This is a genomic window from Wolbachia endosymbiont of Nasonia vitripennis (assembly GCF_048054115.1).
GTDB lineage: Bacteria > Pseudomonadota > Alphaproteobacteria > Rickettsiales > Anaplasmataceae > Wolbachia.
The window spans coordinates 31316-54461 of record NZ_JAFEVF010000002.1; the positions used below are offsets into that span (position 1 = coordinate 31316).

At 33.5% G+C, this 23146-nt stretch carries 30 protein-coding genes and 3 pseudogenes; 3 read left to right on the forward strand and 30 right to left on the reverse strand.

Annotation, left to right across the window (positions count from 1 at the left end):
* Positions 1-43 precede the first annotated feature (43 nt).
* Positions 44-292, forward strand: a pseudogene (locus JR053_RS00555) (transposase); the annotation flags it as partial.
* A gap of 217 nt (positions 293-509) precedes the next feature.
* On the opposite strand, the gene JR053_RS00560 reads toward JR053_RS00555, so the two are convergent.
* From JR053_RS00560 to ppdK, 3 genes and pseudogenes are all read right to left on the reverse strand, one after another.
* Positions 510-1544 (reverse strand): efflux RND transporter periplasmic adaptor subunit, encoded by a 1035-nt coding sequence (locus JR053_RS00560; RefSeq protein WP_010404763.1) that lies wholly within the window; start codon positions 1542-1544, stop codon positions 510-512.
* Between the two features lie 257 nt (positions 1545-1801).
* Positions 1802-3173 (reverse strand): annotated as a pseudogene (locus tag JR053_RS00565) (hypothetical protein).
* A gap of 184 nt (positions 3174-3357) precedes the next feature.
* Positions 3358-6012: a pyruvate, phosphate dikinase gene (ppdK, locus tag JR053_RS00570; protein ID WP_010404758.1), complete on the reverse strand. Its 2655-nt coding sequence runs from the start codon at positions 6010-6012 to the stop codon at positions 3358-3360.
* Between the two features lie 547 nt (positions 6013-6559).
* Here ppdK and fabG point away from each other — a divergent pair.
* Entirely contained in the window at positions 6560-7294 is a 735-nt protein-coding gene (fabG, locus tag JR053_RS00575; RefSeq protein ID WP_010404744.1) for a 3-oxoacyl-[acyl-carrier-protein] reductase, read from the forward strand.
* 95 nt (positions 7295-7389) lie between these two features.
* Positions 7390-7725: a TrbC/VirB2 family protein gene (locus tag JR053_RS00580; protein ID WP_007302562.1), complete on the forward strand. Its 336-nt coding sequence runs from the start codon at positions 7390-7392 to the stop codon at positions 7723-7725.
* Between the two features lies 1 nt (position 7726).
* Here JR053_RS00580 and JR053_RS00585 read toward each other — a convergent pair whose 3' ends face one another.
* From JR053_RS00585 to rpsS, 27 genes and pseudogenes are all read right to left on the reverse strand, one after another.
* Positions 7727-9016 (reverse strand): M48 family metalloprotease, encoded by a 1290-nt coding sequence (locus tag JR053_RS00585; protein WP_010404741.1) that lies wholly within the window; start codon positions 9014-9016, stop codon positions 7727-7729.
* Between the two features lie 71 nt (positions 9017-9087).
* Complete coding sequence (gene ribB, locus JR053_RS00590) at positions 9088-9732, reverse strand: 3,4-dihydroxy-2-butanone-4-phosphate synthase (RefSeq protein WP_007302560.1); 645 nt, start codon at positions 9730-9732, stop codon at positions 9088-9090.
* Between the two features lie 3 nt (positions 9733-9735).
* Positions 9736-10230, reverse strand: coding sequence for a transcription elongation factor GreA (greA, locus tag JR053_RS00595; RefSeq protein ID WP_007302559.1), 495 nt, complete (start codon positions 10228-10230; stop codon positions 9736-9738).
* A gap of 9 nt (positions 10231-10239) precedes the next feature.
* A complete protein-coding gene (gene atpA, locus JR053_RS00600; protein ID WP_010404737.1) occupies positions 10240-11781 on the reverse strand; it encodes a F0F1 ATP synthase subunit alpha in 1542 nt (513 codons plus the stop codon).
* Complete coding sequence (atpH, locus tag JR053_RS00605; protein WP_007302557.1) at positions 11778-12326, reverse strand: ATP synthase F1 subunit delta; 549 nt, start codon at positions 12324-12326, stop codon at positions 11778-11780. Before atpH ends, atpA begins: the two co-directional genes overlap by 4 nt.
* A 38-nt stretch (positions 12327-12364) precedes the next feature.
* Positions 12365-12718, reverse strand: a complete 354-nt coding sequence (locus JR053_RS00610) for a YraN family protein (RefSeq protein ID WP_010404733.1) — start codon at positions 12716-12718, stop codon at positions 12365-12367.
* A gap of 11 nt (positions 12719-12729) precedes the next feature.
* Complete coding sequence (rplQ, locus tag JR053_RS00615; RefSeq protein WP_010404731.1) at positions 12730-13158, reverse strand: 50S ribosomal protein L17; 429 nt, start codon at positions 13156-13158, stop codon at positions 12730-12732.
* A gap of 7 nt (positions 13159-13165) precedes the next feature.
* Positions 13166-14233 (reverse strand): DNA-directed RNA polymerase subunit alpha, encoded by a 1068-nt coding sequence (locus JR053_RS00620; protein WP_010404728.1) that lies wholly within the window; start codon positions 14231-14233, stop codon positions 13166-13168.
* A gap of 20 nt (positions 14234-14253) precedes the next feature.
* Positions 14254-14640 carry a 30S ribosomal protein S11 gene (gene rpsK / locus JR053_RS00625; RefSeq protein ID WP_006012273.1) on the reverse strand — a complete coding sequence of 129 codons (387 nt, stop codon included), beginning with the start codon at positions 14638-14640 and terminating at the stop codon, positions 14254-14256.
* Positions 14641-14664: 24 nt separating this feature from the next.
* A complete protein-coding gene (gene rpsM, locus JR053_RS00630; RefSeq protein WP_010404723.1) occupies positions 14665-15033 on the reverse strand; it encodes a 30S ribosomal protein S13 in 369 nt (122 codons plus the stop codon).
* A gap of 59 nt (positions 15034-15092) precedes the next feature.
* A complete protein-coding gene (locus tag JR053_RS00635; protein ID WP_010404720.1) occupies positions 15093-15734 on the reverse strand; it encodes an adenylate kinase family protein in 642 nt (213 codons plus the stop codon).
* Positions 15731-17059 carry a preprotein translocase subunit SecY gene (gene secY / locus JR053_RS00640; RefSeq protein ID WP_010404717.1) on the reverse strand — a complete coding sequence of 443 codons (1329 nt, stop codon included), beginning with the start codon at positions 17057-17059 and terminating at the stop codon, positions 15731-15733. The genes JR053_RS00635 and secY overlap by 4 nt, the downstream gene beginning before the upstream one ends.
* 3 nt (positions 17060-17062) lie before the next feature.
* On the reverse strand, positions 17063-17533 hold the full coding sequence (rplO, locus tag JR053_RS00645; RefSeq protein WP_006012263.1) for a 50S ribosomal protein L15: 471 nt from the start codon (positions 17531-17533) through the stop codon (positions 17063-17065).
* 3 nt (positions 17534-17536) lie between these two features.
* The gene (gene rpsE / locus JR053_RS00650; protein WP_010404712.1) at positions 17537-18049 is read right to left on the reverse strand and encodes a 30S ribosomal protein S5; all 513 of its coding nucleotides are present in this window, start codon (positions 18047-18049) and stop codon (positions 17537-17539) included.
* Between the two features lie 12 nt (positions 18050-18061).
* Positions 18062-18434: pseudogene (rplR, locus tag JR053_RS00655) on the reverse strand (50S ribosomal protein L18).
* 5 nt (positions 18435-18439) lie between these two features.
* Positions 18440-18985 (reverse strand): 50S ribosomal protein L6, encoded by a 546-nt coding sequence (rplF, locus tag JR053_RS00660; protein ID WP_010404706.1) that lies wholly within the window; start codon positions 18983-18985, stop codon positions 18440-18442.
* A 16-nt stretch (positions 18986-19001) separates the two neighbouring features.
* Positions 19002-19397, reverse strand: coding sequence for a 30S ribosomal protein S8 (rpsH, locus tag JR053_RS00665; RefSeq protein ID WP_007302546.1), 396 nt, complete (start codon positions 19395-19397; stop codon positions 19002-19004).
* 22 nt (positions 19398-19419) lie between these two features.
* Positions 19420-19728 carry a 30S ribosomal protein S14 gene (rpsN, locus tag JR053_RS00670; RefSeq protein WP_007302545.1) on the reverse strand — a complete coding sequence of 103 codons (309 nt, stop codon included), beginning with the start codon at positions 19726-19728 and terminating at the stop codon, positions 19420-19422.
* A 12-nt stretch (positions 19729-19740) separates the two neighbouring features.
* Complete coding sequence (rplE, locus tag JR053_RS00675) at positions 19741-20277, reverse strand: 50S ribosomal protein L5 (RefSeq protein WP_010404703.1); 537 nt, start codon at positions 20275-20277, stop codon at positions 19741-19743.
* A 6-nt stretch (positions 20278-20283) separates the two neighbouring features.
* On the reverse strand, positions 20284-20601 hold the full coding sequence (rplX, locus tag JR053_RS00680; protein ID WP_010404700.1) for a 50S ribosomal protein L24: 318 nt from the start codon (positions 20599-20601) through the stop codon (positions 20284-20286).
* A complete protein-coding gene (rplN, locus tag JR053_RS00685; protein ID WP_007302542.1) occupies positions 20601-20960 on the reverse strand; it encodes a 50S ribosomal protein L14 in 360 nt (119 codons plus the stop codon). The genes rplX and rplN overlap by 1 nt, the downstream gene beginning before the upstream one ends.
* Positions 20961-20978: 18 nt before the next feature.
* Complete coding sequence (gene rpsQ / locus JR053_RS00690) at positions 20979-21209, reverse strand: 30S ribosomal protein S17 (RefSeq protein ID WP_010404696.1); 231 nt, start codon at positions 21207-21209, stop codon at positions 20979-20981.
* The gene (gene rpmC / locus JR053_RS00695) at positions 21202-21405 is read right to left on the reverse strand and encodes a 50S ribosomal protein L29 (RefSeq protein ID WP_007302540.1); all 204 of its coding nucleotides are present in this window, start codon (positions 21403-21405) and stop codon (positions 21202-21204) included. Before rpmC ends, rpsQ begins: the two co-directional genes overlap by 8 nt.
* 11 nt (positions 21406-21416) lie before the next feature.
* A complete protein-coding gene (gene rplP, locus JR053_RS00700) occupies positions 21417-21830 on the reverse strand; it encodes a 50S ribosomal protein L16 (protein WP_006012233.1) in 414 nt (137 codons plus the stop codon).
* Between the two features lie 11 nt (positions 21831-21841).
* The gene (gene rpsC, locus JR053_RS00705) at positions 21842-22462 is read right to left on the reverse strand and encodes a 30S ribosomal protein S3 (RefSeq protein ID WP_007302538.1); all 621 of its coding nucleotides are present in this window, start codon (positions 22460-22462) and stop codon (positions 21842-21844) included.
* A gap of 39 nt (positions 22463-22501) precedes the next feature.
* Positions 22502-22852, reverse strand: a complete 351-nt coding sequence (gene rplV / locus JR053_RS00710) for a 50S ribosomal protein L22 (RefSeq protein WP_007302537.1) — start codon at positions 22850-22852, stop codon at positions 22502-22504.
* Positions 22853-22861: 9 nt separating this feature from the next.
* On the reverse strand, positions 22862-23146 hold the full coding sequence (gene rpsS, locus JR053_RS00715; protein WP_010404687.1) for a 30S ribosomal protein S19: 285 nt from the start codon (positions 23144-23146) through the stop codon (positions 22862-22864).

Here is a 23146-nt window from a genome sequence, read left to right on the forward strand (position 1 = left end):
GTCAGTTAATTCATGCCTGTCAGATCAAGTCTAAACTATTACATTTAAATATTCCGGCCCTGTAAGAAAGTTAATTTATACCACAAATCCTATTGAGGGACTACATAGACAGATCAGAAAATTTACTAAAACCAAGGGCTCATTTACTAGCACAAATGCCTTGTATAAACAGGTATATTGTGCTATAAAGAAGGCAGGAGAGAAATGGACTATGCCTATACATGATTGGGCTTTAACTATCTCTCAACTTGATATCTTTTTTCCTGGTAGGTTAAAAATCGAGTTGAACTAAAAATGCGATTTGACACAGTTTATTTAACACTCCCAAATCATATAAGATGATAGCAAAATTCCAAACGTAGCTCCACAGCAGTAAATGAAACCTGTTCAACTGTATCTGTTTAGGTGCATGTGAAACCAGTGCTTCCTTTCTTGTCATCCCAGCTTTCATAATGTCATTCGAGTAGCCCCTTCGGTGTCATTCAAGTAACTGACACTGAAGTTATGTCTTAAACCTTATCACCAGGCTTAACAAATAGATGGCCCAATGTTATTAACTTTATAGGCTTATCTTCGTTATTTACCACCACCCAAACACCATCGTTTTCATGATCAACAATTTCTATTGGTGTAAATACTACATAATTATTGTCATCAACAATCTTTATTCCAAGAACACCATCGTCACTTAAGCTTAAGGCCGAAGAAGGAATTTTATATGCAAATCTTTCACCTGAAGGGAGACTTACACTAGCAGTCAGTCCTTGCAAAGATATAATCTCATTATCAGTTACCTTTACCTCCACTCTATAAGATCCAGTTTTAGGCTCAGCAATTTTACTAATAAAACTCACTTCACCTACTAATTCCCTTCCGTCTAGCAAATTAATTTGCGCTGCACTACCCAGTTTTATTTTATTTACTTCATTTTCTGAAACATACAACACTACAAGAACCTGATCAAAATTAACTATGTCAGTTATCTTATGTCCAAGATTAACAAAATCCCCTTCATTTACGTTGATCTTATCTATATAACCATCAATAGGAGATTTAATCGCAGTGTTTTCTAAATCCAATTCTAGCCTTTTTAGGTCAGCTTTTGCACTCTGCAATGCAGTAAAAGCTGATTCCACTCTTATCTGTGCTCCATAGCCTTTTTTATTCAATTTTCGAGAGGAATCATACTCAATTTCACGCTGATTTAATAAAGCTTTGGCTTTCTCAACTTGTGCAACTCTGTCATAATCTTCTATCTTTAAAATTACATCGCCTCTTTTTACTTTTTCACCATCAGACAAATAAATAGCAATAACTTGACCACTTGTTCTTGAGACAAGGCTGACCCTATGCAAGGGATTTACCGTACCAGAAAAATTTAAATATACAGTGCGATTTTGTGGAGTATAATCCTGAGTTTTTACTGAAAAACTACTAATTGGATTATCACTATGAACCGCCTGATCTTTTTTTAAAAATGTACTGTTGATAAAAAACAGTAGAATAAGAGCAATACCAGAAACGATGATTACTTTGTTTCTCATCCTTAAACAGTAAAATTTATTGACCAATCTTGTTAGAAATAACTGCATAAGTTTTCGAATCAGAAGTGTAAGTATAACACAGCTATTGTCACTCTATAAATAGTTTTATATGAGCAAGTTTTCTTACAATAAATAAGTTTTTATTGCAAAAGTGCAATTTTTAATCAAATAAAAAAGTTGTGCATAAAATTTCCATCATATTATATGATGAAAATAAGAATATTGTAACAAAACTAAATATATATTTAAACAGAGCTTTAGCCCATCACTAAACCAACACCCAATTGCTCAACACTATCAATTTTAATTTGTAAAGTGCCCTTTATAAATTTATTAGCCTGGTCTGTACTCATAAAAACTGTATGTTTATTGGGCATTAATTTTTCCATATCTGCTCTATTTTTTTTATCTTGCAAATGAGGTTCGCAAATATAGCTATACTTTTTAAAATCTAGAAGTTTAGCAAAGCCATCACGATCATTCTCATGGTGAAAAGCAACATTTATACCTACTATTTCGTCCGTTTCTTGCAGCTTTCCATCTTTATCTATTTACCTGTGCCTTAGCAAGCGCAACTGTAGGCTTATGGCCATAATTTGCTCCAATAACCCTTCTTATTGAATGTTCTATTGCTATTTTTTGCACTTCAGGACTTTCATCAAACTCTTTCAAAAAATTAAGGTGTAAGTTAATATATTCAGAGTATTTCAATCTGTGTTTTTTATGTATAGTTGGTTTGTAGGACAGTTCATTTGTAGGTGACTTATAGTTTGCAAGAAGCAATTTTTGTTCATATTGCTCATTAAATTTCTTTATCTTTTCAAAATGTCTTTCATATTGAGTCAATCCATCTTTCCCTTTTTTCTCCATCCTTTTCAAGAATTCCTCTACTGGCTCTCGTTTGGCTAGATTAATTTTGCGTGTAAGCGGAATTTGTTTTTTCAAGCTAATCCAATATGGTAAGCAAACAACTTTCGCATCTTTCGAAAATAGACCTTCTAACTTTTTCACTGCATTGTATAAGTTTGCTGATTCTGGTTTATAATGCCCGCTATTATTGTCTATATAAGTTATTTTACCATTTACCACTTTCATTAAACCAGAACATAAAATCGGCTTACCGCCTGCAAGAGTTGAATGACGATAAGCCCATTCGCTTTTGTTAACATTAATATGTTCATGAGTTACTAATTTTCCATCAAGCGTGATAACATAAGCTACACAACCTTTTTTACCCTTACTAATTTTATCAGTTGTATCATATAATTTGCCCTCTAAGTTGTATAACTTAAGTTCCCCATCTTGCTCGCCAATAAATTTTCTTTGATCAAATTGTTCATCAGAGTTAAAATACTTAACCCTTGTATTAGTTCCAGGAATTTTTCTTCCTTCAACTCCAACTTCTGGAAACAAATTATATCGTGGAAAAAAATAAGTAAAATTATTCTCTATCCAATACAGAATCTTATTTATGATACCAAAAACTTTTCTATTACCTAAATCAATAGAGAGTTGCTGTTCCTTTGGTACTGCTAGATGATTGGACTTTGTACCAGACTTGCCAAATTCTTTGGCAGCATATTTAAACTTTTCTAGTAAATATTCCTTACGTTCTTTTGATATTGACATTTTTACCTCACTCACTATTATTTTATCCTATATTATTTTAGACAAAAAGTCAATCTTTCTTAAGATATTAAGAAAAGAAAAAGCAGCAGCAAAATAGCTAAACTGACTTAGATTTATCGACAATTTGAAAAATCATCATTCCGCTACTTGTTAGCGGAATCTATGTTCGCACAGTTAGTTATCGCTATTTACCCAACAAACTTATGCTAAGCTGTGCTGCCACTAATTTTGCAACCAGTACTCTATAAGGCGAGCATGACACATAATCAACCCCTGATTTGATGAAAAACTCTATGGACTGTGGATTCGCTCCATGCTCTCCACATATACCAAGTTTAATTTCTTTTCTGGTTTTTTTGCCCCTTTCGATAGCTATTCTGATTAATTCCCCTACCCCTTCGACATCTAGCACCTCAAAGGGATCGTTTTTGAATATGTTGCTTTCCTTATAAGAATCGAGGAAATTAACTGAATCATCTCGTGAAAGTCCCATAGTTGTTTGTGTTAAATCATTAGTGCCAAAACTAAAAAATTCTGCGTGTTTTGCGAGTTTGTCAGCAATAAGTGCTGCTCTTGGCAGTTCTATCATCGTTCCAATTGAATAGTTCACATCGAAATTTTCGGCTTCTTTCTTTATTAACTCGCATATCAGAATAAACTCTTTCTCACTCATGATAAAAGGAATCATGATTTCAGGTTTCACTTCTATCTTCTTTTCTTTCCTTAATTCACTTGCAGCACTGAGTATTGCCCTAATTTGCATGCCATATATTTCAGGATGAGAAATAGCAAGTCTACAACCTCGATGGCCAAGCATTGGATTTTTTTCTGATAACTGTGCTATTTTATTTTTTACTGATTCAACTGACTTATTCAGTGATTTGGCAATTTTCTCTATAATAGATTGATTGTGGGGCAAAAACTCATGTAGAGGTGGATCAAGTAAACGTATAGTAACCTCCCTGCCCTCCATAATAGAAAATATTTCTTTGAAATCAGACTTTTGCATTTCTTCGAGTTTATTTAATGCATTTGTCCTTTCATTTTCATCATCAGCTATTATCAACTTTTGAATGAATTCGATTCTATCACTAGCAAAAAACATATGTTCTGTGCGACATAATCCTATACCTTCTGAACCGAATTCTTTTGCAATTTTTGCATCTTTTGGAGTATCAGCATTCGCTCTCACCTTCACTGTTTTGATTTCATCTACCCAGTTAATTATCGTTTTGAATTCTTGAGATAATTCAGGCAAAATTGTAGGAAGAATACCAAGCATAACCTCTCCTGTTCCTCCATTGATGGTGATTGATTCACCTTTATTTACTTTTATATCCCCCATAGAAAGAAATTTTTCATCTTTATCAATATAAAGTCCATTTAGACTACAAATGCATGGTTTACCCATTCCACGAGTTACAACAGCGGCATGCGAGGTCATACCTCCTCGCGCTGTTACTATTCCACTTGCAGCATTCATTCCATTAATATCTTCAGGGCTCGTCTCTGATCTTACCAAAATTACTTTTTTACCCTGCTCTGCAGCTTTTTCAGCATCACTTGCACTGAATACTACATATCCAGAAGCAACACCTGGAGAAGCTGGCAGTCCTTTGCCTATTACTTCTTGATCGATTTTAACATCAAGAACTGGATGCAATAAATTGTCAAAAGTTTTTGGATCAATTCTCAATATTCCTTCCTCTTTTGTAATCACTCCTTCGTTTACCATATCAACTATTATGCGAATAGCAGCTTCGGCTGTGCGCTTGCCAGACCTAGTCTGCAAAATCCATAACTTACCGTCCTGTACAGTAAATTCGATATCCTGCATGTCCTTATTATGACTTTCAAGTTTTTCACATACCGCGCATAATTCTCGGTAGACACTTGGTAGCAACTTCTCCATGGTACTTTCTTGCTCCCCGTCAATTGGCATAGGAGTATAAACACCAGAAACCACATCCTCACCCTGAGCATTAACTAAAAACTCACCAAAAAGCTTTTTTTCTCCAGTTGAAGGATTACGTGTAAATACCACGCCGGTTGCAGAATTATCATTTAAATTACCAAAAACCATTGCTTGCACGTTGACCGCTGTTCCAAGGTTTTCAGGAATATTATGTATTCTTCTATAGGAAACAGCCCTATCATTTTTCCAAGAGGCAAATACTGCATTAACTGAGTTTAACAATTGCTCTTCAACGTTCTGCGGGAAATTTTTTCCTATTTTCTCACATACTATCTCTTTAAAATCATTAACAATTTTCTTTAAAACATTAACATCAAGATCAGCTAAGCTTTTTGCTCCACTCTTTTGCTGCTCATTATCAATAACATCTTGAAATAGGTGATGATCAAGCTGTAGTACAACATTGGAGTACATCATGATGAAACGGCAGTAGCTATCGTAAGCAAAACGTTCGCCACTTTTTTTTGCAAGCCCAACAACGGTTTCATCATTTAGACCAACATTTAAAATAGTATCAAGCATGCCCGGCATTGAATTCACACTACCAGAGCGTATGGAAACTAATAAAGGATTATTTGAATCCCCGAATTTACAACCGATGTCACTTTCGAGCATCGCCATGTAGTTTTTTATCTCGTTACGTAGATCACAAGACAATTCATTATCTTGACAATAGGCCTGACAAACAGCAGTGGAAATTGTAAAACCAGGTGGAACAGGAATGCCAATGTTACACATCTCTGCCAGATTTGCTCCCTTCCCTCCTAGTAGATTTCTCATTGCTGCATTACCTTCACAGTTGCTTTGGCTAAAGTAATATATTAACTTTTCTTGCATTTTTTTCGGATTTTCACTAATAAACATACTATACATACTATTCTAATAAATTTGTCAGGCAGGAGTAATAAATTTTGTAAAATTCAGCACAATTAAATAGCCTCTTTTCCTTTCATTCTAGTGTCCCTATTGTCATTCAAGTATTCTTTCCTGTCATCTCAATGACCTCTATGATGTCATTCCTGTTGGAGTATGAATGTAGCCTTATCTCACACTCCTGTCATCCCAGTGCCCAGACACTGGGATCCAGAAGACTGATCAAGTAATAAGAACTAGTCACGCGCTGGCTCTCTTAAATTACTTTAGCTATAAGTGTTAAGAAATTTACCAATCAAAAAAAGGCAAAAAAATCCACATGGTGCTGATTTTATTACTGTAATTGATAATGTGCTAACGCTTAAACGAAGCGTGTTTAGGCTGAATAGAAAAAAATAAAAAAAGGTATGCAGCCGCCATAATTTCGCCAATAAACACAAGATTTGTCAAGAATCTTCTATTAAATGAAAGTTATGAAAAAAATCTATTGCAAGTCTTTTAATATTCTGTTAAGAGCTGGGATAATATAAAAATTATCATGTTCGGATTAGAAGACAGGAAATTTCTGATTACTGGTGCATCAGGCGGAATAGGGCAGGCAATTGTAGAGGTTATGCATAAAGCCGGAGCAACTTTATGTATCTCTGGCACAAAAAAAGAAGTACTAGAAGAAGTTGCTAAAAAATATGAAAAAAACATTCATGTACTCCCTTGTGACTTATCAAATGCTGAGGAGGTAAATCAACTAATAAATGAAGCAGGTGAGTCGATGAAAGGCTTTGATGGGCTCATATGCAATGCAGGCATTACACAAGACAGTTTATTGCTGAGAATGACAGATGAAGCATGGCAAAAGGTGATTGACATTAATTTGAACTCCACGTTTAAGTTAAATAGAGAAGCATGCAGGAAACTGATTAAAAATAATTGGGGAAGAATTATAAATATTTCCTCAATAGTAAGTTTAACAGGCAATGCTGGGCAGGCAAATTATGCAGCTTCTAAAGCTGGAATGATAGCTATGAGCAAATCTATAGCAAAAGAAGTTGCAAGTCGCGGTGTAACAGTAAATTGCATTGCTCCTGGATTTATAGATACTAAAATGACTGAAGTTTTAAATGAAAAACAAAAAGAAAAAATATTAGATAACATTCCAATGAAAAGAATGGGAACAGGGAAAGAAATAGCAGCAGGAGTATTGTTTTTAGCAAGCGACGAAGCAAGATATATAACGGGGCATGTGCTTAACATCAATGGTGGGCTATTTATGTAGCAACACTTATTTATGGACAAACTATGAGTTTTACCCTAAAATAAATATATATATAAATTTAGATTCACACTAGTTTATTACTTGGAGGCAAAAGAATGAGCTATATAATAAAAAAATTTTTTAATGCTTTATGTATAGTGCTGTTTCTCTCTTTTTCAGATTACGCAAATGCTGCTACTGATATAGATGATACAACTGCCCAAGTAATATGCAATATTATTGGTTATATTTGGGGAATAGGTGGGCCACTTATGACTGTAGTCATAATAGGTGCAGCTTTGCTTGCAATATTTGGTAGAATGCCATGGCCAGCTCTCTTTGCCCTAGGTATGTTTTGTGGTGTATTTTTTGGTGCCAAAGCGATTATAATGAAAATTATACCCGATAGCATTAAACAAGATAGTATGTTGAGCAAGTGTGGGGAAAAATAACTTAAAAATCAGGATGTTTTTGTGTGTATTGTTCCTTCATGTCTTCAATCTGTAACAAATAATGACTGTCTTTCGGTAAAGTTTTAATAGCTAACTCAGCGTACTTCATAAATTTCTCTAAATTACCTTCAATACAAGCCTTTTTCGTCAAAGCAAAATAATACATTGCCATATCAGCGCTACGTTTATATGCAATACTTAAATACTTCCAGACAAAGGCGTTATTTGTTTCTACGTTTGCAACCTGCTCTAGGTAAAAAATTGCCTTCTCTATTTCACCGTGTAATAATAAAGTATGAGATAACGCAAGTTTCACTAAATAGTTATTCTTCTCAGATAAATATCTAAGTGATTCTTCATACATTTTTATTGCTTCACTTAAATTTCCAGCTTTGTATAACATCTCCGCTTTTAATTCATATAAATAAGGATCATTGCGTGACTCTTGAATCAATGAATTAACTTTAGTAATAGCCTCTTCGATCTTTCCTTGCCTATAGTGAATTACAGCATTTACATACTTAGAACTACCTTCATATTTATTAGATAACACATGAATAGGAGCAAAGAAAGAGTCTAGCTTTGCAACCATACGCTCAAACTTCAGCAATTTATCTGCAAGGATTGGTTTTATATTGTTTTTAACCTTATAATTCTGTACAGCAAATATACGCTTATCACTAAGTGGGTGAGTGCGGAAATACTCTTCAGTGTTTTCATGCTCAATACTCTTAAAATAGTCAAAAATCTCTTTCATACCCAAATTATCATAGCCAGATTCATCTAGGTATCTTAAAGCATAGCTATCTGCTACACTCTCTTGCTCTTGAGAATAGTTAAAAAACAACCTTGAACTAAGCGTTACACCACTAAGCAAGATTGCACTCGCAACCTGAGGGTTAATGACAATACTAGAAACTAATCCTACCATATAACTAACCATTGCTATTGATTGAAAATAACCTACAGCACTACTCATTTGTAATACATGACCAGCAGATATATGAGCAATTTCATGTGCTAATATACCAAGTAAGACATAAGGTTCAGTCGAATATTGTAAAAGCCCTAAATGAATGAAAATGCTATTATTGTTAATTACAAAAGCATTAATCGATCTATCATCAACTATAAAAACTTTTATTTTATCATTATCAATACCCGCAGCAGAAAATAAAGGTTGCGCTAGATCCTTAACTACCGCTTCCACTTCACTATCTCTAATAATACTAACAGAGTAAGCGCTATTACAGTATACGAAAAAAAATAGTAAAACAAAAAGCTTAGACATGGAAATTCCTTGTTTGTATAACTTTGAGGAATTTTATATTTTAACACTTAAACTATACGAATCTATAAACGCTAGTTTAAATTTTGAACGTAACTGATAAGTTTATCAATGGTAGTTAACTTAATATTATGTTGTTCAGCAAATTCAAGCAACTGGGGTAAGCGCATCATAGAGCCATCATCATTCACTAATTCACAAATAACTGCAGAATGATTACATCCCACTAACTTAGCTATCTCAACACTTGCTTCAGTATGACCAGCACGTTGCTCTACTCCACCCTCATGTGCAATGACAGGAAAAATATGACCGGGAGTTATAATGTCATCCTGAGTTCTATTTTTATCAATAGCAACATGTATAGTTTTTGTTCTATCCTCAGCTGAAACACCCGTAGTAATACCATAACGTGCATCAATTGATGTAGTAAAAGCAGTATGATTTTCACCAACATTTTTTTTTTCCATGAAACTAAGGCCTAACCTTTTCATGTGAACTTTAGTCATTGCTAAACAAACAATCCCTGTACCGTATCTAACCATAAAAGCCACATGTTCTGGCTCTAATTTCTCAGCTAATACAATCAGATCACCTTCATTCTCTCTGTTTTCATCGTCAACTAAAATGAATAATTTACCAGAACTAGCATCCCTCAATACATCTTCCACAGAAGAAATACCGGGTAGACTAATTGAAGGATAAGTTACTTGTACCATGATTTACTTAAACTCAATCTTAACTATTTTATACAATTTCTCTCCATTTGGCACTATCACTTCCACATACTCACCAACTTTTTTGCCAATTAAAGCACTACCGAGTGGTGAATCCGTAGAGATCAACTGCTTTGAAGCATCAGCTTCATACCCACCTACAATTTTATAAACATATTCTATTTCACTGTTATCATCACCGAGCATGCTTACCGTAACAGTTGCACCAAACATTACTGTATCACCAGACAAATTTTTTACTTCTATCACTTCTGCATGTGAAAGTTTACTTTCTACCTCAATTATGCGGCCTTCAATAAAACTTAATCTTTCCCGTGCTGCATGATATTCTGCATTTTCAGATAAATCGCCTTGATCACGAGCATCAGAAATAGCCTGTATGATAGAAGGTTTTTCTTCCTTTAATTTCTCAAGTTCGACTTGCATACTCTCAAAACCTTCCCTTGTAATAGGAAACTTGTTAACAATGGATGAAGTCATAATCACCACCTAAACGCAATTAAATTGAGTGACAAAATCACTCACAATACCAAGAATATCATCTTTTATATCATCATTCATGTCACCTGACAACTTTTTTAAAACTCCAGGGTGAACAGTTTGAAAATAATTGATAAGATCACACTCGAACCTATTGATGTTGCTCACCTGTACCTTATTTAATTGACCATACAGATTAGAAAAGATATACATAAGCAATACTTGCTCTTCTATTTGCATAGGTGAATACTGTTTTTGCTTTAATAATTCAATAAGGTATTTACCTTTGTTTAAGGACAATTGAACAGTAGCATCAAGATCAGAACCAAATTTAGCAAAGTCTTCCAGTTCTCTATATTGGGCCAAACTCAGCTTTATAGAACCAGCAACTTTTTTCACAGATTTCAATTGTGCAGCAGAGCCAACCCGAGAAACCGATAAACCTATATTCACTGCAGGGCGAAATCCTTTGTGAAACAATTCAGACTCAAGAAAAATTTGTCCATCGGTAATTGAAATCACATTAGTTGGAACATATGCAGATACATCACCAGCCTGAGTCTCAATAATCGGCAAAGCAGTCAAAGATCCCTGTCCTTTTTCATCAGACATTTTGGCAGCTCTTTCAAGCAAGCGAGAGTGTACATAGAATATATCTCCAGGATAAGCTTCACGACCAGGAGGACGTCTGAGCAATAAGGACATCTGCCTATATGCCACAGCATGCTTAGATAAATCATCATATACCACCAAGCAATGCATTCCATTATCACGGAAAAATTCTCCAATAGTGCAACCGGTATAAGGTGCTAAAAATTGCATAGGCGCGCAGTCAGATGCGCTAGCCACAACTACAGTTGTATACTCTAATGCTCCACTTTCTTTTAGCTTATTCACCACTTTTGCTACTGTCGAAATTTTTTGTCCAATAGCAACATAAACACAGTAAATTTTTTGATTTTCGTTTACCTCATCATTAATCTTCTTCTGATTGATAATAGTATCAATCGCAATAGTGGTTTTACCAATTTGTCTATCGCCAATAATTAATTCACGTTGCCCTCTACCTATAGGAATCAACAAATCTATAATTTTAATTCCTGTCTGCAGAGGTTCATGCACAGATTTACGGTCAATAATACCTGGCGCTCTAGATTCTATATACATTTTGTTCTTGGCTCTAATTTCTCCGCCATCGTCTATAGGATCGCCTAATGCATTTACAACTCTCCCTAATAATTCATGACCTACAGGCACCTGTACAACATCACCACTACATTTTACAACGTCCCCTTCTTTTACATCACGGTCATTGCCAAGCACAACTATTCCAGCTGTATCATGATCTAAATCAAGAACTATTCCTTCTACACCGCTTGCAAAAGATACCTTTTCACCAAACTTTGCTTTTTCCAGCCCATAGACCAATGTGATACCATCCGTTACTGAAATTACTTCACCTATATTTTCTCGTTTTATAGGATTATCAAATGTCTCAACCTTCTCTTTTATTATGTTTACTACTTCAGAGGCATTTATGCTATTCTTCATATACAATTCCTTATTTTCAACATTTCCATTTTACTCAAATCAACCAATCTATCCAAATAACTCTTAAGCGAAGCATCAATCACGTTAAAACCATACCTAACTACAAAGCCACCTAGTATAGAAGGATCAACCACATGACTGACTTTTATTATTTTACCAAGAAAGTTCAAAGATTCAGTAATTATTTTTATATCAGGTTTCTTTAAAATCTCTGCTGATTTTATAGTAATTTCCAATTCATTTTCACTTTCCCTTACAAGATTTAAGAATTTTTCTAATATAAGGATTAATAAACGGGAGCGCTTGTTTGCAAGTGTAACCATAATAAATTTGACTAAGTTTTCACTCAAGTTCTCCTTTATAGAAAGTATCGCTTCTTTTTTGTGCAAAAGAGAAACCATAGGATGAGATAGATACACAAAAACATCTTGATCTTTAAAAAAAGCTAACAAAAATTCTACTTCTTTTCTTATAATACCTAATCTGCTTCCTGAGACATGAAACAGTGCTCTAGCATAAGATGAAACTAAATTATTGTTTTTCATATTCAATTACCTGTTCTAGTAAATCTAAATTATTTTAGCTACCATTGTTCAATCCAAGCATTTTTTATATAAATAGGTCTTCTCCTTAAGGAAAGAAAACATAAATCATATCTGACTGAATAATCTAAAAAATCAAGATTTTTACTTAAGAAATATTTAGAAGAATTTATAATAGACTGACACTGAAAATGAGATATCGGTACTTCTTTTCCAAATAAACTTGTTTTAACTTCTATAAAAATCAGCTCCCTTTTTTTAGATACAATTAAGTCAATTTCACCCAACTTACAACGGAAGCGACGTTTTATAACATTATAGAATTTCAGCTTTAAATATATCGAAACTAACAATTCTCCAAAGTAACCTACAAAATAGCGTAACCTACTTACCATAAAAAGAATAATTAGCTTTGTGTAACTACTTTGCTTCCTTTTTTATTTTTACTATAAATCTCACCTTTTGCTGAAATATCTCTATCAACTAGCTCTATCACTGCCATTGGAGCGCAATCACCCTTTCGAGTACCAAATTTTATTATTCTAGAATATCCACCTTTACGGTCTTGATAACGATTAGCTAGAACGCTTAATAATTTATCAACTACTAACTTACTATTATGAAGACGTGAAAGCAAAAGCCTTCTACCATGTAAAGAATCGTTATTCTTAGCAATTGTAATAAACTTTTCCACATATGGACGAAGTGCTTTAGCCTTTGGTAAAGTAGTTACAATCTGCTCATGATTAATTAACGAGATAGATAGATTCTTTAACATTGATAACCTATGCTCGGTACAACGAGACAGTTTATTTTTCTTTATTCCATGTTTCATATACTACCTAATCCTCATCAGTATGTTGTTTAGCCAGTTCATCTATATCCTTAGGCGGCCAATTTGGTATATTCATACCCAAAGACAAACCTGAATTATTTAAAATTGCCTTGATTTCATTCAAAGACTTTCGGCCAAAATTAGCAGTTCTTAACATTTCAACTTCCGTCTTTTGCACAAGATCACCTATATAAGTGATATTTTCATTTTTCAGACAGTTATGAGATCTAACAGATAATTCCATTTCATCTACTTTACGCAATAGAACAGGATCATAGCCCAAATCTTTAGCACCACTAGACAAAGAAACCTGCGATTTTTTATAACTCATATCAGAACTAATAAAAGGCTGAAATTGCTCCTGTAATATTCTTGCAGCATAGTCAACAGCTTGACTTGGAGAGATTGTACCATCAGTTTCAATTGACAATATTAGCTTATCTTTATCAGTAACTTGACCAACACGACTATTCTCTACTCTATACGAAACCCTCTCGACAGGACTATATAAAGCATTAACTGGAATAAAACCAATTAAATCTTGTTCATTCATAAGCTTTAAAAATTCATTTTCTTTATATTTATTTACAGGAAGATAACCTTTTCCGCTAGCAACATATATAGTAATGTTAAGCTCCACATCTTGACCTAGTGTACATATCACCAAATCTTTATTAACAATAGAGCATTGGTCATCAGTTTCTATCATTCCAGCTAATACTTGACAAGGCCCTTTAGCGCTCAAATTTAAGCACTTATTAGACGTGTTATTTAACTTACATCTCAACATGCCCATATTTAATGCTATATCAGTTATGTCTTCCCTAACTCCCTGGATCGAAGTAAATTCATGATTCACGCCTTCAATTTTTATTCCATAAACAGCACTACCGCGAAGAGAAGACAACATTACACGCCTTAATGCATGACCCAACGTTAAAGCAAAACCACTTTCCAAAGGTTCTAGAACTATATCACTTTTTTTACTTGAATCACCTGATATTACCTTAATCGCATTAGGCTTAGTTAATCTATCTAAATTTCCAAAGAAAGAGACATTATCACTATAATACATACAAAAACCTTCCAAATATCCTATACTCTTCTTTTTTTCCTTAGTCTACACCCATTATGAGGTATCGCCGTTTTATCTGCAATTGAAGTGACAGTCAATCCACAATTCCGAAGTGCTTTAACTGCAGCTTCTGCACCAAAACCAGGACCACGAATTATTACAGAAACAACCTTCATACCAAATCTCTCTATTACTTTCTTCGCAGCAGAATCGGCAACCTTACCTGCAGCATAAGGTGTGGATTTTCTCGAACCAGAAAAACCACATGCACCAACAGAAGTCTGGTAAAGCGTATTACCACAAACATCAGTCACATTTACAAAAGTATTATTAAAAGTTGCACGAATATGGACAATACCAGTAATAAACCTTTTTGTATTCTTACCAACCGTTTTAACTTTTTTCATAAAAACTCACGATAATAACAAATTTTATTTTTTTCCAGCAATAGGCAATTTAGATCTGCCTTTACGAGTTTTAGCATTAGTATGGGTTCTTTGTCCCCTCACAGGCAAACCTTTTCTATGCCTTAATCCTCTATAGCAACCGATTTCTATTAAAGATTTTATATCCATAGCCACTTTTTTTCTGAGCTCACCCTCTATGACATATTTTTGCCTAATAAAACTACTAATTTTCTCTATATCTTCATCTTGTAATTCTGAAACACGCTTACGCTCATCAATTTTACAGCTACGACAAATTATATTCGCAGTAGTAATACCTATACCATGTATATAAGTTAATGCAAAAGGAATACACTTCTTCACCGGAACATTTATGCCTGCAATACGTGCCACTGATACCTCGATACTTTATTAATAATAACTCTTAATTTATACCATAAAACAACTTATAGTCAAATCAAATTACAAGAAATTTTACTTTCAATCTCTTGCATTACTCTATCAACACTCAAATTAGCGTTAATTGTTAACAACTTGTCCTTATAATACTCGCGCAAACCCTCTATCTGAGAATGATATTCTCTTATCCTCTTATTAATTGCAAGCATATTAGCATCATCAATTCTCTTCTCCAATCTCGTACTTTTACATTTAGCACAAGTAGTATCCTTAAAAGAAGATATACTATATATACTTTTACAATCCAAACAAGTAAGACGATCTTTTAATCTATCAATTGCAATATTATCGTCAAGCTGCAACTCAATTACAAGATCAACATCCCTATTGCATCTTTTTTGCAAAACTTGAGTTAAAAAATGAGCTTGATTTAAATTTCTTGGAAAACCATCTAACAAAAAATCACCATCTATTAATGCAAGCTGGTCACACAATAATTTACATATAACTTCATCTTGAATTAAATTACCAGATTCAACAGTATCCTTTATTCCTTTACCTAATTTACTCCCACTAGATATAATATTCCTTAATAAATCTCCTACTGAAACTAATTTAAAATTATACTTTGCTATTAACAAACTGGACTGAGTACCCTTACCAGAGCCAGGAGGACCAAAAATTGTAATAATCACTTTAGTCTCCTTGTTTTAGACTCATATTTCTTTATCCAACTATCGTACCTATTTGAAAAAACATAAGATTGTACTTGCATAATAGTATCAGTAATAACGTTAACTATAATCAGCAAGCTCGTCCCACCAAAAATAAATGGTATATCATAATGATACCTCATAATTTCAGGTATAGTACATATTACCACCAAATACGCAGACCCAATAAATGTTAATTTAAAAACTATATCTTGAAGATAATCAGAAGTATGTTTTCCAGGCCCTCTACCAGGAATAAAACCACCATTTTTCCTAAGAAAATCAGCATTTTCCTCTGGATTAAATATAAAATTGGTATAGAAAAAATTAAAAAGTACTATGAGTATTAAGTAAGTTATAATGTACATCACTTTATTTGCCATAAAGTAGTTTAAAATAAAATCAGCAATGGCATGACCTTTATAGAAATTTGCAATTGAAATAGGTGTTAATAGAATTGCGTTAGCAAAAATAGTTGGTATTACACCAGATAAATTGATCTTCAATGGAATGTAAGTAAAATCATCATTATGTAATTTTTTAAACTGTTTTTTGGGATATTGAACAATTACCTTTCTATAAGAAGATTCTGTAAAAATGACTAAAAGGAGCAGTAAAAAAAACAATGCTATAACAAAAAGGGTAATGAAAAACGACATACTACCATTTTTATTTAATGTTAGCAGAGATGATAAAGCATTATGTAATTCAGATGTTATGCCAGTAAAAATGATTAATGAGATACCATTGCCTATACCGCTCACACTGATCCGCTCACCAAGCCATATTAAAAATATAGTTCCACCTAAAAGGCTAAAGACACCTATAGTACGAAACATAATACCAGGTTCAACTACAACTAATACCCCTTCCCTATTCATTCTTTCTAACCCTATTAAGATCGTAATTGATTGAAAGATACAAAACACTATAGTCATATAGCGTATATAAGAGTTCATCTTTCGACGTCCTAACTCTCCTTCATTTTTAATTTCATTGATTCCTTTAACGGCAGAAGATAATAATTGCATAACTATGGATGCAACTATGTATGGCATAACGTTTAACGCCAAGATCGTCATTCTAGCTAAAGCGCCACCAGAAAATAAATTAAATACTCCAAAAACACCAGAACTCTCTTTTGGAAATATATCATTGATTATATCAAGATTAACTCCAGGAATAGGAACATAAGTGCCTAAACGATAACAAACTAAAGCCATTAGCGTAAAAAATATACGCTTTAGTAAATCACTTTTATATAACAACGTAGAATCCAAACTATTAAATGCAAATTTACTGCTCATGATTTACGATAGTATTTCTACACTACCACCAACTGAAGCTACAGATCTTTTTGCAGCTTCTGATGCAAAATCAACATGAAACACAAATTTTTCGCTTAATTTACCCTTATTAAGAAGTTTGATTTTACTTTTAACAGATCTGATAAAACCTAATTTATGCAGTAGCTCCTTATCTATGATAGAATCCTTGACTATTTTTTTAGCTTCCATTAAGCACTGTACATCACCAACATTAAATATAGAGTATAAGTTTTTGCGTATAGGCTTAAAACCTCTTTTAGGTAAACGAGTATATATAGACTGCTGTCCACCTTCAAAACCATTTATAGAAACGCCACTTCTCGCTTTTTGCCCTTTATGCCCCCTACCAGATGTTTTACCTTTACCACAACCAATACCTCTACCTAATAATTTAGGCTTCTTTTTCTTAGATAATTTGGTAAACACAGAATTTAATTTTACAGCATCATTCATACTTTACCTATTTCCAACTATCTCACTAATCTTTTTACCCCTCTTACCTGCCACTTGGCGAGGAGATAACATAACATCAAAAGCCTTAAATACTGCACATATAATATTATGGGGATCATTTGATCTAGTAGACTTAGCTACCACATCCTTTATACCTAATACCTCAAAAACCGACCTCATTGCTCCACCAGCAATAATACCTGTTCCAGTTCTTGCAGCTCTTAAAACTATCTCACCAGAACAAAATTTAGCTTTAATATCATGATGTAAAGTTCTACCTTCACGTAAGTACACCCTAATCATCGACTTCTTTGCAGCATTTACAGCTTTCACTCTTGCTTCAGCAACCTCTGCGTGTTTACCTATTCCACATCCTACCCTACCCTTACCATCACCAACAACAACCAAAGTTGAAAATGAAAATCTTCTACCACCTTTAGTAACCGTTGTTACCCTTCGCACTGAAACCAAAAGTTCTGATAAATCATTATTATTTTGTAAATTCTTTACAGCCATATTTAAAACCTTCTAAAATTTAAATCCAGAGCTTCTTAAAGCCTCAGCAAATTGAGAAATCAATCCTGTATACTTATATGCTCCCCGATCAAAGACGAACCGCTGCTGCAATTTTGTACTAGGCAGACGCTCAATCAATAAAGAAGAAACCTGTTTTATAGTTTCAGCATTGACCCTACCTTTACATACATTCCTAATTTTATCATCCAAAGTAGAAGCAGAAGCTAGGGTTATTCCTTTTGCATCGTTAATCAACTGAACGTAAAAATGTTTATTAGACTTAAATACGGATACACGTAAACGTCCAGCGCTCTTATCGAGCTTCGCTCTATTACGAAGTTTCCTTTTTTTCATAGCTACTTAAAAAATTATACAATCTTTTCATTTTAATTACTTCTTTTTATTTACAACCTTACGCAGCATAAATTTGCCTTTTATTACAATACCCTTACCTTTATAAGGATCATATTTTCTAATTTTGCATATATCAGAAGCCACCATATAGACTTTTTGCTTATCCATACCGCGAATCACTAAATGAGTTGGCTTTATACACTTAATCTCAACGTCTTTAGGCACTTTATACTTAATATTATGACTATAACCAAGATATAAAGTCAAATACTTATCATCACATTCTGCTTTATACCCCACACCATTAATCTCAAGATCAACAGAAAAATCATTAACCATACCGTTAATCATGTTATTAATATTACTTCTATAAGTGCCCCATATAGATTTTATTTTATCATAATCATCCCTGCCTTGATCAACAGAAAGTAACAATTGATTATCAACTATCTGACACAGAATGCCACTACACAAGTTCAGCTCTTTTTCTGCCCTAACACTTCTTATTAATACCCTACCATCATTATATTCAACTGAAAGATCAGCAGGAATATTGATAGGTGCGGCACCTATACGAGACATACATTTCTCCTATCATTTAAAATACACGACACAAAACTTCTCCACCAACTTTTAATCTACGTGCATTATAATCGGTCATCACTCCTTTCGGTGTAGATATAATAAAAATTCCAAGACCATTATATGCTTTAGAAATGTCCTTACACTTAGAATAATAACGACAACCGGGCTTTGATACCCTAGCTATATCATTAATCACAGGTGATTTATCATAATACTTCAACTGCACAACAAGCGAAGGGATACTATCACTCTCTTGCTTTTCATAATTAAGAATATACCCTTCCTCTTTTAAGATCTTCAATATAGAAGAATTCACTTTAGAGAATAGGACTCTTGTTTCCCTATGCATTGCCAATTGAGCATTACGTATTCTTGTTAAAAAATCACCAATACCATCAGATAACGACACTATTACACTCCTTATATCACATTTACCAACTAGATTTTGTAACCCCTGGAACTTGTCCAAAAGAACACAAATCACGTAAAACAATCCTACATAAACCAAATTTTCTATATACTCCTCTCGGCCTACCAGTTAAAGCGCATCTATTCCTAATTCTGATTTTAGAAGAATCTCTAGGCAATTTTTTAATCAGCTTACTTTGAGCTGCAAACCTTTTTGCAATAGATAAATCCTTATTATTCATTATAGATTTTAATTCTTCCCTTCTCTCCCTATATTGATCGCATAACTTTATTCTACGAAGATTCTTCTGTATCATGGATTTTTTTGCCATATATATTTTCTCTCAATTATCAAAAAAAGGGAATTTAAGAGCCAGTAATAATTCCTTTGCTTCCTTATCACTAACTGCACTTGTTATAATATTAATATCCATACCTCTAATTTTACTTATTTTATCATAGTCTATTTCTAAAAATGATATATGCTCCTTGATACCAAGGGAAAAATTACCATGACCATCAAATTGCTTCACACTAAACCCTCTAAAATCTTTTTCCCTTGGCAAAGCAATATATATTAATCTTTCTAAGAATTCATACATTTTATTTCTACGCAAAGTCACTTTACAACCTACAGTTGCACCTTTTCTAATTTTGAAACCAGAAATAGATTTTTTTGCAAAGGTTAACACAGGCTTTTGCCCAGCAATCAAATGTAGATTATCAAATGGCTCATTTATCGCTTTATTGTCCGTAGCAGCATCTCCAACGCCCATATTGATACACACCTTGACAAGTTTAGGCACTTGCATTACATTGCTGTAATTAAACTTATCCTTTAAGGATTTTACTATATTATCTTTATACAATTGTTTAAACATATCAACCTAATCTATCACTTCTCCAGAAACTTTTGCAAAACGCACTTTTCTACCATCTATAATCTTAAATCCTACTTTAGTTGGAGTTTTACACTTAGGATCCAATATTGCAACATTGGATACATCAATAGCTAACTCTTTATTCAATATACCACCACCACTACCAGCTCTTGGTTTAGTATGTCTCTTACACACATTTACGCCAGAAACAACTACTTTCTTTTTAGCATCACGTATTATAACTTTGATTACCTTACCAATTTTTCTCTTATCTTTACCAGTTAAAACTATAATATCATCACCACTTTTTATTTTAGCACTCATTATAAAACCTCATCAGCTAATGACATTATTTTCATAAAAGAACCAGATAACAACTTTTTTACTGGACCAAACACCCGAGTGCCAAGTGGTTCACCTTGATCATTAATTAAAACCACAGCATTGCTAGAAAAACGAATTACAGAACCATCAGATTTCTTAACACTATTTTTTACTCTAACAACAACTGCTTTATATACTTTTCCTTTTTCAACTTTACCTTTTGGGTTAATAGACTTAGTAGATATAATAATCGTATCACCTACAGATGCAGATTTCCTACCACCTAACAAGCCAATACAAAGCACTGCACGCGCACCAGAATTATCAGCTACTTCTAACAATGTATTTTTTTGAATCATATAAATACCTATTCCTTTTTAGCTATTGATAACAACCCATTTTTTAGTAACAGAAATAGGCTTATGTTCCTGTATTAAAACCCTATCTCCCTTTTTGCAACTATTATTCTCATCATGTGCTGTATACTTCTTGTATTTTTTAATAACTTTTTTATACAGCCTATCCTTATACACTTGTAACACCGAAACCTTTACAGTCTTATCAGACTCAGCATTAGTTACGACACCACAAAAAACCTTCTTAGGCATTTTTTCCCTCTCTCTTTCTTCTATTTAATACAGTTAGACTACGAGCTATGCTCTTTCTTATTAAGCTAAAACGCGAAAAATTGTTGCACTGGCCCAGCTTTTTTTGAAAAGCCAAATTAACAAATTCTTTCCTCAAATTCACAAGAAGTTCATGTAATCCTTGTGAAGATTCTGATTCAAATTTAACTATATCCATTGCAACTCCATTCAATTATGATTAGATATAAATTTACACTTCATAGGAAGCTTAGCAGTCGCTTTTTCAAGCGCCAATCTTGCTAAATGCATGGGAACATCACTACTAATTTCAAACAAAACCCTACCGGGCTTAGCTTTAAATACCCAAAATTCAACACTACCTTTCCCTTTACCCATACGTACATCTGCTGGCTTTTTACTAACCGGGGTATCAGGAAAAATTCTTATCCACACTTTACCAGAGCGTTTTAACGTTCTAGATATTACGCGCCTTGCAGTTTCAATATGCTTAGACTGAACCTTACCTACTTCCATAGCTTTTAATCCATAATCTCCAAAAGACAGCGTGCTACCACCCTTAGCATTACCCTTGATTCTCCCCTTAAATACCTTTTTATATTTACTCTTTTTGGGAACAAACATTTCAATATACCTTAACTACCAACATAAACCCAAACTTTAACTCCTATAATACCACATATAGTCTTCGCTTCACAAAAAGCATAATCTATATTAGCACGCAAAGTGTGTAAAGGCAAACGACCTTCTTTGTACCATTCAGTACGAGCTATTTCAGCTCCGCCAAGACGCCCAGAACAACTTACTTTAATACCCTCAGCACCCATCTTCAAACAATTTTGAATAGCTTTTTTCATCGCTCTTCTACATGAAATCCTTTTTTCTAGCTGATGTGTAATACTCCTTGATATTAAAACTGCATCTATTTCAGACTTTTTAACTCCTACTACATTCACTTCAACACTACTTTCTACTTTTTTAGCTATTTTTTGCTTTATCTTCTCAACATCCAAACCTTTCTTACCTATTATAACCCCAGGTTTAGAAGAATGTATTATTACAGACACTAAAGTAACTGTACGCTCTACAGTTACTTTAGAAATACCAGCATGCTTAAAGGATTCATTTATATAACTGCGAATAAATAGATCTTGATGCAATTTCTGTTTATAATCGTCCGTAGCACACCAAACAGAATCCCAGGTATTACTATTTATTTGCAATCTAAATACTTTAGGATTAACCTTCTGTCCCATATTTTTACACTTTCCTTATTAATTTTCCATTTCTATAAATCATACAATTTCTTTCAATTTTATAGTTATATTACTATAAAATTTGCTCATTCTATTAGCCCTACCCATAGCTTTTGGATATACTCTACGCAAAGTAAGTGACTTACCTATTAAAATTTCCTTTATATATAAATTATCAACGTTCAATCCATAATTATTTTGAGCATTAGCAATTGCAGAATTCAACACCTTCATTATAAAACCGGCAGCCTTTTTTTCACAAAATCTTAATTGTACATTAGCAAAAGAAACTTTTTTATTACGCACTAAATCAGCAACCAAATTTAATTTGCGAGGAGTTGATCTTAAAACCTTAGAACCAGCCTCAACTATTATATCCCTATTTTTCATATCAATTGCCTACCTTCTTGTTGCCTTTTTATCACCACCATGCCCAGTAAATTTACGAGTAGGTGAAAATTCACCGAATTTATGACCTATCATATTCTGATTATCAACACTAACAGGAATGTAATCTTTACCATTATAAACAGCAAATTTTAAACCCAAACAATTAGGAAGAATTACAGAAGCCCTGGAATGAATTTTTATCACCTTATTAATAGAACCCTCTTTTAAAGCTCTCTGAACTAATCTTAGTACAGATGGGTGTAAAAAAGGTGGTTTCCATACAGATCTACTCAT

What these genes read in the sequence shown, in the direction of transcription:
- rpsE (WP_010404712.1), bottom strand. Translation starts at nt 18,049, where the DNA reads ATGGCTGTAAAGAATTTACAAAATAATAATGATTTATCAGAACTTTTG.
- atpA (WP_010404737.1), bottom strand. Translation starts at nt 11,781, where the DNA reads ATGAAGAATAGCATAAATGCCTCTGAAGTAGTAAACATAATAAAAGAG.
- atpH (WP_007302557.1), bottom strand. Translation starts at nt 12,326, where the DNA reads ATGAAAAACAATAATTTAGTTTCATCTTATGCTAGAGCACTGTTTCAT.
- JR053_RS00560 (WP_010404763.1), bottom strand. Translation starts at nt 1,544, where the DNA reads ATGAGAAACAAAGTAATCATCGTTTCTGGTATTGCTCTTATTCTACTG.
- rplX (WP_010404700.1), bottom strand. Translation starts at nt 20,601, where the DNA reads ATGAGTGCTAAAATAAAAAGTGGTGATGATATTATAGTTTTAACTGGT.
- JR053_RS00580 (WP_007302562.1), top strand. Translation starts at nt 7,390, where the DNA reads ATGAGCTATATAATAAAAAAATTTTTTAATGCTTTATGTATAGTGCTG.
- JR053_RS00585 (WP_010404741.1), bottom strand. Translation starts at nt 9,016, where the DNA reads ATGTCTAAGCTTTTTGTTTTACTATTTTTTTTCGTATACTGTAATAGC.
- rplV (WP_007302537.1), bottom strand. Translation starts at nt 22,852, where the DNA reads ATGAAAAATAGGGATATAATAGTTGAGGCTGGTTCTAAGGTTTTAAGA.
- fabG (WP_010404744.1), top strand. Translation starts at nt 6,560, where the DNA reads ATGTTCGGATTAGAAGACAGGAAATTTCTGATTACTGGTGCATCAGGC.
- greA (WP_007302559.1), bottom strand. Translation starts at nt 10,230, where the DNA reads ATGACTTCATCCATTGTTAACAAGTTTCCTATTACAAGGGAAGGTTTT.
- rpsC (WP_007302538.1), bottom strand. Translation starts at nt 22,462, where the DNA reads ATGGGACAGAAGGTTAATCCTAAAGTATTTAGATTGCAAATAAATAGT.
- rplN (WP_007302542.1), bottom strand. Translation starts at nt 20,960, where the DNA reads ATGATTCAAAAAAATACATTGTTAGAAGTAGCTGATAATTCTGGTGCG.
- rplE (WP_010404703.1), bottom strand. Translation starts at nt 20,277, where the DNA reads ATGTTTAAACAATTGTATAAAGATAATATAGTAAAATCCTTAAAGGAT.
- rpsK (WP_006012273.1), bottom strand. Translation starts at nt 14,640, where the DNA reads ATGAAAAAAGTTAAAACGGTTGGTAAGAATACAAAAAGGTTTATTACT.
- JR053_RS00620 (WP_010404728.1), bottom strand. Translation starts at nt 14,233, where the DNA reads ATGTATTATAGTGATAATGTCTCTTTCTTTGGAAATTTAGATAGATTA.
- rpsS (WP_010404687.1), bottom strand. Translation starts at nt 23,146, where the DNA reads ATGAGTAGATCTGTATGGAAACCACCTTTTTTACACCCATCTGTACTA.
- rpsQ (WP_010404696.1), bottom strand. Translation starts at nt 21,209, where the DNA reads ATGCCTAAGAAGGTTTTTTGTGGTGTCGTAACTAATGCTGAGTCTGAT.
- secY (WP_010404717.1), bottom strand. Translation starts at nt 17,059, where the DNA reads ATGAGCAGTAAATTTGCATTTAATAGTTTGGATTCTACGTTGTTATAT.
- ppdK (WP_010404758.1), bottom strand. Translation starts at nt 6,012, where the DNA reads ATGTTTATTAGTGAAAATCCGAAAAAAATGCAAGAAAAGTTAATATAT.
- rpmC (WP_007302540.1), bottom strand. Translation starts at nt 21,405, where the DNA reads ATGGATATAGTTAAATTTGAATCAGAATCTTCACAAGGATTACATGAA.
- rplO (WP_006012263.1), bottom strand. Translation starts at nt 17,533, where the DNA reads ATGAATGATGCTGTAAAATTAAATTCTGTGTTTACCAAATTATCTAAG.
- rplQ (WP_010404731.1), bottom strand. Translation starts at nt 13,158, where the DNA reads ATGAAACATGGAATAAAGAAAAATAAACTGTCTCGTTGTACCGAGCAT.
- rplP (WP_006012233.1), bottom strand. Translation starts at nt 21,830, where the DNA reads ATGTTTGTTCCCAAAAAGAGTAAATATAAAAAGGTATTTAAGGGGAGA.
- JR053_RS00610 (WP_010404733.1), bottom strand. Translation starts at nt 12,718, where the DNA reads ATGGTAAGTAGGTTACGCTATTTTGTAGGTTACTTTGGAGAATTGTTA.
- ribB (WP_007302560.1), bottom strand. Translation starts at nt 9,732, where the DNA reads ATGGTACAAGTAACTTATCCTTCAATTAGTCTACCCGGTATTTCTTCT.
- rpsN (WP_007302545.1), bottom strand. Translation starts at nt 19,728, where the DNA reads ATGGCAAAAAAATCCATGATACAGAAGAATCTTCGTAGAATAAAGTTA.
- rplF (WP_010404706.1), bottom strand. Translation starts at nt 18,985, where the DNA reads ATGTCTCGTATAGGTGCCGCACCTATCAATATTCCTGCTGATCTTTCA.